Raw genomic sequence first — 9,720 nt, 5'->3', positions numbered from 1 at the left:
TTGTTTTACGGCGGTGTCATCTGTGCCGCCATCGCCCCCAAAGCCGATCGCCGCGCCGCACTGTTGGCGGGGGCTGCATTGAATACCGTGCCGGATCTGGATGTATTTCCGCTGCTGCTGAGCGACAACCCGGTGCTGCGGATGACGTGCCATCGCGCCGCCACCCATTCGTGGCTGGTCCTGCCGCTGATCGCGTGGGCGATCTGGTGGTGCTTCAAGCGCCGTGGCGGGCGGGTGACCGCGGCACCCGCGCGTTGGTGGTGGGCGATCTTCATATGCCTGATGGCGCACCCGCTGCTGGACAGCTTCACCGTGTACGGCACGCAACTGCTGTGGCCGATCCCGCTGCCGCCGCTGATGTGGAGCACGCTGTTCATCGTCGATCCCTTGTTCACCTTGCCGTGGCTGCTGGCCTGCATCGTGGCGTGGTGGGCGTGGAACAAGCCGCTGGGGCAACGGGCATTGCTGGCGGGGCTGGTACTGGGCGTGGGCTATCTGGGTTGGTCGCTGTTGGCAAAGGCGCTGGTGACGCGTGTTGCAGACCGCGAGTTGGCGGGGCTCGGTCATGCCGATGCAGCACGGTTTTCCGTACCAATGCCGCTCAACACCCTGTTATGGCGTGAGGTGGTGATGGTGCCCGGCGGGTATCTGGAAGGCTACCGCTCGCTGGCCGCCGATCGCGGGCCGATGCGGTTTGTATTTCATCCGTCGAATACCGCTGCGCTGCAAGCCGCCAGTAATGTGCCCACCGTGCAGCGTTTGACGTGGTTCACCAACGGGTTTGTGGGGGCGCGGGTGGTCGATGGTGCACTGGTGCTGGATGATCTGCGCATGGGCAGTGCACCAGACTATTTCTTCAGCTTTCGGGTGGCGCAGCACGACGCTGGAACTTGGAAAGCAGTTGCGCCGACGCAGGTGCACACCCTGCGTATCGCTCCCGGCGCGATGTGGGATAGCGTATGGCAGCGGATCTGGAATGCCCCCGTGGCTCAGGCAGCAACGGGTAATTCGGGCGACACGCCTGCAATCAGCGCATCGAAATAATCGCAGGTCAGCTGCAATTGCGCATCGGCGGTTTGCGCGCGGTTGACCACGGCGCGGAATGCGGCATTTTCGGGCCGGTCTTTGGCATACCAACCCAGATGCTTGCGTGCAATGCGCACGCCCATCTCTTCACCGTAGTGGGCGTGTAGCGCGTGCAGGTGTGCGATGAGCGTGTCGCGCACGCGGGGCAGCGCGGGGTCTGGCAAGGCCTCGCCGGTCTTCAGATAGTGCGCGATCTGGCCCAGCAGCCACGGCCGTCCCTGCGCGGCGCGGCCCACCATCACCGCATCGGCCGCGGTGTGCTGCAACACGAACGCGGCTTTCTGCGGCGAGTCGATGTCGCCATTGGCGATCACCGGAATGCGCAGTGCCGCCTTGACTTGTGCAATCGTGGCGTACTCGGCGCTGCCCGCGTAGTGCTGGTCGCGGGTGCGGCCGTGGATGGCCAGCGCCTGGATGCCGGCATCTTCGGCAATGCGCGCAATCTGCAGTGCATTTATATGCTCGGCATCCCAGCCGGTACGGATTTTCAGCGTCACCGGCACGCTTGCCGCTGCAACCACCGCCGACACAATTCGCGCCACCAATTGCGGGTCGCGCATCAGCGCGCTGCCGGCCAGCACGTTGCACACTTTCTTGGCCGGACAGCCCATATTGATGTCGATGATTTGCGCCCCGTGATCCACATTGAAGCGCGCCGCGTCGGCCAACGCGGCAGGGTCGGTGCCGGCGATCTGCACGCTGACCGGATCCGGCTCACCAGCATGATCCATCCGCGTGCGCGATTTTGTGGTGTTCCAGAATCGCGGGTCGGAAATCGTCATTTCCGACACTGCCAAGCCCGCCCCCATGCGCTTGCACAGCAGCCGGAAGGGTTTGTCGGTGACCCCCGCCATCGGCGCAAGCATCACGTTCGGGGCGATGGTGTAGGGGCCGATGCGCATCGGCGTAGTGTACCGGCAGCGGTTTAAGCAACCGGCAGTTTCGGCATCGCCAATGCAGCACCAGCGTGCTCGGTGGAGCGCGCCGCATAGCGGCCAGCAAAACGGACGTGTTCGATAAACGCACGCTGTGGGCGTTGCGCCAGGGATGCCGCCAGTGCGCCATTGAAGGCGTCGCCGGCACCGGTGGTATCGACCACGTGTGCGGGTTCGGCGGAGATGCGGTAGCAGGCGTGCTCATCACCGCGCAGATGGCTGTTGGCATGCGACACAAAACAGCCGCTGGCGCCCAGCGTGATGATGACGCTGCCTTCTGGCAACAGCGTGCGGCAGAGTGCGTGCAGGCGCGGTTGATCGAGGCCAGCTACCGCGTCGGCGTCGACGCGTTCACCCACATGACGGTTCAGCAAGGCCACGAATTCGGTTTCGTTGGGGGTCAGGATGTGCACGTGATCGAGCAAGGTTTGGCTGATCGCCACATTGGCCGGTGCCGGGTTGAGGATGCAGACAGCCCCGGCCGCAGCGCCGCTGGCCAATGCTTGCGCCACCGCATCCAGCGGGGATTCCAACTGGGCCAGCACGACATCGTCAGCGATCAGCGCAGGCAGATGTGCACTGACCCAGGCCGGTGCCAGCTCGGCATTGGCACCAGCACCAATCACGATGCAATTACGGCCTTCGGCATCCACATAAATCCCGGCGGTGCCGGTAGGTGCGGCACTGGCTGCTGCATGGAGGTCGATGCCGTCATTCGCGCACAGCTCGCGTGCCAACCGGGCGCCGGCGTCATCGCCCAACGCACAGATAAAGCGCGTATCGGCACCCGCACGTGCTGCTGCGATCGCCTGATTGAAGCCTTTGCCGCCGGGGCCGGTGGCATACCTGCCGGCCAAGGTTGCCCCTGCCTGCGGCAGTGCAGGCACGCGCCAGACATGGTCGAGGTTGAACGAGCCGATGACACACACGCGGGCCATCAGGGGTTGCCCACATCCGCCGCGCCATGCGCGGGAATGACCTTGTGGGGGGTATGCCGGTGTTTGAACAGCGGCACGAAGGCCACCGCCATCGCCAGCGCATACAGCGCAAACGTCACCCAGATGCCGTGCCAGTCTTTTGCGCCGCCGGCATCGGTAAACCAGTGATCAATCACGAACCCGGCTACCAGGCTGCCCAGCACCGCGCCGATGCCATTGGTCATCAACATGTACAGGCCCTGTGCCGAGGCGCGGATCTTGGGGTCGGCCTGCTGTTCGACAAACAAGCTGCCGGAAATGTTGAAGAAATCAAAGGCCATCCCGTAGACGATGCAGCTCATCACGATCATCCACAGGCCCGGCCCCGGGTTGCCGTAGGCGAACAGGCCAAAACGCAGGAACCACGCCAGCATGCTGATCGTCATCACCGTCTTGATGCCGAAGCGGCGCAGGAAGAACGGGATGGTGAGGATGAACAGGGTTTCGCTGATCTGCGAGATGGACATGATGATGGCGGGGTAGCGCACCGCCAGCGTGTCCTTGTAGGCATCGACATTGGCAAAATCGTGCAGGAAGGTGTCGCCATAAGCGTTGGTCAGCTGCAGCGCCGCGCCCAGCAGCATCGCGAACACGAAGAACACCGCCATGTTGCGATCCTTGAACAGGCGGAACGAGGACAGCCCCAGCACGTCCACCAGCGAGCGATTGCCGCCCCCTTGGCCCAGCGTTGGCGGACAGGGTGGCAGGGTGAAGGCGTACAGACCCAGCACCAGCGATGCAGCCGATGCGATATAGAACTGGCCTGGCGAGGTTTCCAGCTTGAGCAAGCTGGTGGTCCACAATGCGGCGATAAACCCAACGGTGCCCCACACCCGGATCGGCGGGTAATCACGCACGACATCCAGCCCTTCACGCTTGATCGCGTTGTAGGCCACCGCAATCGCCAGCGAGATGGTGGGCATGTAGCAAATCATCGTCGCCAACATCACCCAGAACATGGTGTGCGGGTCATTGACCTGCGGCACATAGAAGAGTGTCAGCGCGCCACCGATATGCAGCAAGCCATAGAGTTTTTGCGCACTGATCCACTTGTCGGCCACCACGCCCATCAACGCTGGCATGAACAGGGCGCTGATACCCATGGTCGAAAAAATCGCGCCGAAGCTGGTGCCGGACCATTGCTTGTTCTGGAACCAATACGCGCCGATGGTGATCAGCCACGCCCCCCAGATGAAAAACTGGAGAAAATTCATTACGGTCAGGCGCAGCTTCAGATTCACACAGGCTCCCATGCCAGGCGCTACGGCGCGCCTGCTTGGCGCAGGGTAGGGCAGCGCGGGCGTGATCGGCAAGACGCGGTGCACATCGCGGCGTACACCGTTGGCATCAACTTTCGCGCGCGACCACTCGGTTGCGGCCTTCCAGTTTGGCCTGACGCAGGCGCAGGTCGGCGCGCCGCAACAGTTGCGACAGATCCACGCCATCCTGCGGCCAGCTGGCAATGCCGGCACTGAAGGTCAACCGGATGGGGTCAGCATCGAGCTCGGGCACGAATGGCTGGGTCGCCATGTTGCGGCGCAACGTTTCCAGGCGTTCCCAACTGCGCCCGGTGGGCAGCGCCATCACCAGCACAAACTCTTCACCGCCCAAGCGCACCAGCCAATCGCCAGCTTCCAGACCGTTGCGCAATACACCCGCCGCATGGCGCAGGGCGCGATCGCCAATCATGTGGCCTTCTTCATCATTGATTCGGCGGAAATAATCCAGATCGATCAGGCAGACGGAAAGCGAGCACCCGGTGTCGCGCGCATCATCCATCAAGCTTGGGAAACGGTGGACAAGCAGGGTGCGATTGGGCAAGCCGGTCAGCCCATCGTTGCCGGACAATTCCACCAAGCGCTGCATACGGTAGGTCACCGCTGCCGTGATCGTGGTCATGATGCCAAGCAACAAAAGGCGTTGCAGAATATTCGATACCCGCACCGTGCCGTATTCGACCGACATCAATTGCTCGGGCGAATGCACAGACCAAAACACTGCAACCGCAATCGCGGCGTACTGCAGCATGGCTAAGCCACCAACAAACAAGGTCAGGCGACCATCGTTGCGCAGCGCAGTCATGGTGATCGCAATCAAATAGAACGCCCACACCACCATGCTGTTCATGCCGGTGGCAGGTGATGATAAGGCCAGCAGCACCAGCACCAGCGAGGTCAGGCTGATGTCGTAGCTTGATGTGGCCCAGGGCAGCCAACGCAAACGTTTTGGCTGGCGCGCCAAGACCAACCAGACCTGTGACAAGGCAATCGCCGCGATGACGCCCAGCATGCCGGCCACGCCTTCAGTCGGGGTGAACTCACCGGTCACCAGATTCATTAATGGCAACAGCAGCAAGGCGAGCGACAAGCCGGCGCGCAATTGCGCTACCAATAACTCGCCGCCGGCGCCCAATTCCAGCATCAACGCATCCGGCGGCGAGCGTAATTGGTGCCAGAACTCGCGCAGCCCAGTTCCGATGATGTTCAAGCCTGTCCCCTTGCGTGTCAGGCACGCTTGCGTGCCGTGGCAGCTTAGGGCGTTGTGCGGTTGGGCTCAACGTGCGGGCCTATACTGCGGGGAACTTGGATGGAGTGGACGCGATGACACAGTTTCTTGCCTTGATTTTATTGTTGGCCGGGATCATTGGTGTGGCCAAGACCGTGCGGATGGTGCCGCAGGGCTACGAATGGACGGTGGAGCGCTTTGGTCGGTATACCCACACGATGACGCCGGGCCTGCATTTTCTGGTGCCGATCATGTACAGCGTGGGGCGCAAGATCAACATGATGGAGCAGGTGATGGACGTGCCCAGTCAGGATGTGATCACCAAGGACAACGCGGTGGTCAAAGTCGATGGCGTGGTTTATTTCCAAGTGTTGGATGCGGCCAAGGCTGCGTATGAAGTGGCGCAGTTGGAAGTGGCCATCCTCAATCTGGTGATGACCAATATCCGCACTGCGATTGGTTCGCTGGATCTGGATGAGTCGTTGTCCAAGCGCGACGAGATCAACACCAAGGTGTTGCATGCGGTGGATCAAGCCACCCATCCATGGGGCCTTAAGGTCAACCGCATCGAACTTAAAGACATCCAGCCGCCGCGCGACCTGGTCGATTCGATGGCGCGGCAGATGAAGGCCGAGCGCGAAAAGCGCGCCAACATCCTGGAAGCGGAGGGTTTCCGCCAAGCGGCAATCCTCAAGGCCGAGGGCGAAAAACAATCCACGATTCTGGAAGCCGAAGGCCAAAAGGAATCCGCGTTCCGGCAAGCCGAAGCGCGCGAGCGTCTGGCCGAAGCCGAAGCCAAGGCCACCCAGCTGGTGTCCGACGCGATCGCCGGCGGCAATGTGCAGGCGATCAACTATTTCGTCGCGCAGAAATACATCGAGGCGTTCAAGGCGCTGGCCGAAGCGCCCAATCAGAAGTTCGTGATGATGCCGATGGAGTCGGCCGGCATCATCGGTTCGATTGGCGGGATTGCCGAGTTAGCCAAAGAAGCCATGACCAAGCAGGCCTCTGGCAAGGCGGTTACTAGGGCGGAGGGCTGAGGCATGCGTTGGGACATGTTCGCGTGGGCGGCGTTCGCACTGGTGTTGATCGCCGCCGAAGTGCTGGCACCGGGGGCGTTCATGCTGTGGATGGGCCTGGCCGCAGGCGTGGTGTTTCTGGCGGTGTGGCTGTTGCCCGGTATTCCGCTGCTGGCGCAAGTGGCCGGGTTTGTGGTCTTGAGTTTTATTTCCATCCAGGTCTATCGCACCTGGTTTCGCAAGCGCGAGCCGGACAGTGATCAGCCGGCACTGAACAAGCGTACGGCGGCCTTGGTGGGGCGGGTGGTACTGTTGGATCGCGCCATCGTCAATGGCCGTGGCCGTGTGCAGATTGCCGATGCGTATTGGGATGTAACCGGGCCTGATCTGCCGGCAGGGGCCGAAGTGCGCATCATCGGCGGCGATGCCATGAGCTTGCAGGTGCAGGCGGTCTGATTTGGCCACAGATCCGCACGCAGGGCACGCAAAGCTTTGGGATAATGGTGCTCCCCACACGCAAGACAGGCTTCCGCCATGACGCAAAAGACCATCCTCAACGACACCCATCGCGCGCTTGGCGCCAAGATGGTCGATTTCGGCGGTTGGGACATGCCGATCCACTACGGTTCGCAGATCGACGAGCACCATCAGGTGCGCCGCGATGCCGGCATGTTCGATGTGTCGCACATGACCGTGGTGGATTTGAATGGTGCGCGGGTGCGTGAATTCCTGCGCCACTTGGTCGCCAATTCGGTGGACAAGCTGCAAAAATCCGGCAAGGCGCTGTACACCGCCATGCTCAACCCGCAGGGTGGGGTGATTGACGATCTCATCATCTACTTCATGGATGAGTCGTGGTTCCGGCTGGTGGTCAATGCGGCCACTCGCGACAAGGATCTGGCATGGATCAGCGCGCAGGCGAAAGCATTTGAGGTGATTGTCAGCGAGCGCCCCGAATTCGGCATGGTCGCCGTGCAAGGCCCGAATGCGCGCGCCAAGGTGATTGGCCTGCTGCGCGAAGAAGACCAGGCCCCGGTGTCGAAGTTGGTGCGATTCTCCGCACGCGCCGCCAAAACCGTCGATGGCGTTGAGGTGTTTGTGGCACGCACCGGCTATACCGGTGAAGACGGCTTTGAAGTGATCGTGCCGGAAGCGCAGACCGTGGCGTTCTGGAATGCACTGCTTGCCGCCGGGGTGAAGCCTGCGGGCTTGGGCGCGCGCGACACTCTGCGTTTGGAAGCCGGCATGAATTTGTACGGACAGGACATGGACGACACCGTCTCGCCATTCGAGGCTGCACTGGCGTGGACGGTAGTGCTGGATGACGGCCGCGACTTCATCGGCCGCAGCGCGCTGGAAGCGCAGCAAGCCGCAGGCAGCGCCCGCCAGATGATTGGCTTGGTGATGGACGACAAGGGCGTGTTGCGGCACGGTCAGAAAGTGCTCACCGCGTATGGCGAGGGTGAAATCCTGTCCGGCACGTTCTCGCCCAGCATCGGCAAGGCCATTGCGTTTGCCCGTGTGCCGGCTGGCGACATCCCGCTGGGTGCGGCTGGCAACGTGCGCGTGGATATCCGCGGCAAGGAAATCCCGGTGCGGGTGGTCAAGTTCCCGTTCGTGCGTGACAACGCCATCCAGCCCGGCATCTGAACTTTCGCGTCATCCTTGGTTAGACTTTCCCCATTCCCCCCACGCACCGCGCAACAGGAGCCACCCCAATGAGCGAGATCCCAGGCGACCTCAAATTCCTCAAATCCCACGAATGGGTGCGTGCCGAAGACAACGGCAAAGCTACCATCGGCATTTCCGATCACGCACAGGGCCTGTTGGGCGACTTGGTGTATGTCGAGTTGCCGAATGTGGGTGATCAGATCCAAGCCGGCAATGCCTGCGCGGTTGTCGAGTCGGTGAAAGCCGCTTCCGACGTGTATGCGCCAGTGTCCGGCAAGGTTGTCGAAGTCAACACTGCACTGGCTGACAAGCCGGAAACCATCAACGAGGATGCCTATGGTGATGGCTGGTTGTTCGTGATTGAGCTGGACGATGCTGATCAACTGGGCGAGTTGTTGGCACCCGACGATTACGCTGAACTGCTCGATAGCGACGAGCACTGACCGTACCTGCGGCGTCGAACCACACAGACCCGCGCCGGCAACGGTGCGGGTTTTTCTTGGGCGAACTTTGTGCGCAGATAATCGCAACGATGCATGTGTGCTGTGCGCATGCATTGAAACTCCAGACGATTTTGTCGCAAGCAGTGCGGGAAGTTTGCGCAAAGTTCGCGCAAACAGGTTTGTGCGACGCGAAAACGCGACATGCAATGCGAATTTTTTTGGTTGCTTGTTGCCTGCGGTTTTCTGCGTGGATGCCATATGCGGCGCGTGCATCTCGGTGCTGCGCGTTGATGTTGCGTGCGCGCTGAAGTCCGCATCATTGCTTGCGATACGCAATGTATTGCGGTTCATGCATGTAGCCTTGAAGGCTGTGCTTGAACAGGATTCTTGACGTTGTCGGTGCCGTGCTTTCCGATGTGTCGCGTGCATGCTGCAAAAAACTTTGCGCAAGATTGTTGACACTGGAAAAAAGCGTGACTAGCTTTCGCCCAAGCAGACGTCTCCTGCGGAATCAAGTGAGCAAGCACATCGCAACAGTCGACAGCACGTCACCCGACTTCACCGCAGGCGATTCCGGTGGATGCAGTGGCCCCGTCTTCTCCGCGAATGCCGCACATTTTTTTCGCAAACGTCCACGGTTGAACCTGCAGTGCTTCGCGCCGCAGGTTTTTTCATGGACACCAGGACGTCAATCACCGATGCCGCGAAGCTTGCGTGCATGGGTACCGCATCCGTTCCGGCGCGCTTGGCGCGCCGGCGGTCGATCGCAGGTCCGATACCTGCGGCGTCTTGTGTGACTGGGCTTTACCGAAATACCCATTGACGAGGAGCCATACCATGGCCGTGAAAAAAGCTGCGAAAAAAGTTGCTGCCAAGAAACCGGCGGCGAAGAAAGTTGCAAAAAAGGCTGTCGCTAAGAAGCCGGCCGCCAAGAAGGCGGTGAAGAAGGCTGTCGCCAAGAAGCCGGCGGCGAAGAAGGCCGTTGCCAAGAAGCCGGCGGCGAAGAAAGCGGTTGCCAAGAAGCCTGCTGCGAAGAAGGCCGTTGCCAAGAAGCCGGCGGCGAAGAAAGCGGTTGCCAAGAAGC

General features: G+C 61.3%; 10 protein-coding genes. 6 read left to right on the top strand and 4 right to left on the bottom strand.

Annotated elements, in window-relative coordinates; all coding sequences use genetic code 11:
• Positions 1-1,044: a metal-dependent hydrolase gene (locus QWB57_RS11970; RefSeq protein ID WP_288969705.1), complete on the top strand. Its 1,044-nt coding sequence runs from the start codon at positions 1-3 to the stop codon at positions 1,042-1,044.
• Here QWB57_RS11970 and dusB read toward each other — a convergent pair.
• From dusB to QWB57_RS11950, 4 genes are all read right to left on the bottom strand, one after another.
• The gene (gene dusB, locus QWB57_RS11965) at positions 990-1,988 is read right to left on the bottom strand and encodes a tRNA dihydrouridine synthase DusB (RefSeq protein WP_288969704.1); all 999 of its coding nucleotides are present in this window, start codon (positions 1,986-1,988) and stop codon (positions 990-992) included. The genes QWB57_RS11970 and dusB overlap by 55 nt on opposite strands.
• Before the next feature lie 23 nt (positions 1,989-2,011).
• On the bottom strand, positions 2,012-2,959 hold the full coding sequence (locus QWB57_RS11960) for a ribokinase (protein WP_288969702.1): 948 nt from the start codon (positions 2,957-2,959) through the stop codon (positions 2,012-2,014).
• Positions 2,959-4,239, bottom strand: coding sequence for a nucleoside permease (locus QWB57_RS11955; protein ID WP_223626055.1), 1,281 nt, complete (start codon positions 4,237-4,239; stop codon positions 2,959-2,961). The genes QWB57_RS11960 and QWB57_RS11955 overlap by 1 nt, the downstream gene beginning before the upstream one ends.
• Before the next feature lie 106 nt (positions 4,240-4,345).
• Positions 4,346-5,485, bottom strand: coding sequence for a GGDEF domain-containing protein (locus QWB57_RS11950; RefSeq protein ID WP_223626057.1), 1,140 nt, complete (start codon positions 5,483-5,485; stop codon positions 4,346-4,348).
• A gap of 113 nt (positions 5,486-5,598) precedes the next feature.
• Here QWB57_RS11950 and QWB57_RS11945 point away from each other — a divergent pair, with 113 nt between their 5' ends.
• The 5 genes from QWB57_RS11945 to QWB57_RS11925 form a co-directional block, all read left to right on the top strand.
• Positions 5,599-6,543: an SPFH domain-containing protein gene (locus tag QWB57_RS11945; protein WP_223626059.1), complete on the top strand. Its 945-nt coding sequence runs from the start codon at positions 5,599-5,601 to the stop codon at positions 6,541-6,543.
• Positions 6,544-6,546: 3 nt separating this feature from the next.
• On the top strand, positions 6,547-6,978 hold the full coding sequence (locus QWB57_RS11940) for an NfeD family protein (protein WP_223626062.1): 432 nt from the start codon (positions 6,547-6,549) through the stop codon (positions 6,976-6,978).
• A 78-nt stretch (positions 6,979-7,056) separates the two neighbouring features.
• Positions 7,057-8,172, top strand: a complete 1,116-nt coding sequence (gene gcvT, locus QWB57_RS11935; RefSeq protein WP_288969700.1) for a glycine cleavage system aminomethyltransferase GcvT — start codon at positions 7,057-7,059, stop codon at positions 8,170-8,172.
• Between the two features lie 68 nt (positions 8,173-8,240).
• A complete protein-coding gene (gene gcvH, locus QWB57_RS11930) occupies positions 8,241-8,636 on the top strand; it encodes a glycine cleavage system protein GcvH (RefSeq protein WP_223626067.1) in 396 nt (131 codons plus the stop codon).
• 837 nt (positions 8,637-9,473) lie between these two features.
• Positions 9,474-9,720 (top strand): hypothetical protein (locus QWB57_RS11925; RefSeq protein WP_288969698.1); only part of this gene is annotated, 247 nt, incomplete at its 3' end.

Origin of the sequence: uncultured Thermomonas sp., assembly GCF_937872235.1 — a bacterium.
In the GTDB taxonomy this organism is placed as follows: Bacteria; Pseudomonadota; Gammaproteobacteria; order Xanthomonadales; family Xanthomonadaceae; genus Thermomonas; species Thermomonas beijingensis.
Note: the sequence above shows the minus strand (reverse complement) of the source record. Positions and strands in the feature narration are given on the sequence as shown.

What these genes read in the sequence shown, in the direction of transcription:
- gcvH (WP_223626067.1), top strand. Translation starts at nt 8,241, where the DNA reads ATGAGCGAGATCCCAGGCGACCTCAAATTCCTCAAATCCCACGAATGG.
- dusB (WP_288969704.1), bottom strand. Translation starts at nt 1,988, where the DNA reads ATGCGCATCGGCCCCTACACCATCGCCCCGAACGTGATGCTTGCGCCG.
- gcvT (WP_288969700.1), top strand. Translation starts at nt 7,057, where the DNA reads ATGACGCAAAAGACCATCCTCAACGACACCCATCGCGCGCTTGGCGCC.
- QWB57_RS11960 (WP_288969702.1), bottom strand. Translation starts at nt 2,959, where the DNA reads ATGGCCCGCGTGTGTGTCATCGGCTCGTTCAACCTCGACCATGTCTGG.
- QWB57_RS11945 (WP_223626059.1), top strand. Translation starts at nt 5,599, where the DNA reads ATGACACAGTTTCTTGCCTTGATTTTATTGTTGGCCGGGATCATTGGT.
- QWB57_RS11940 (WP_223626062.1), top strand. Translation starts at nt 6,547, where the DNA reads ATGCGTTGGGACATGTTCGCGTGGGCGGCGTTCGCACTGGTGTTGATC.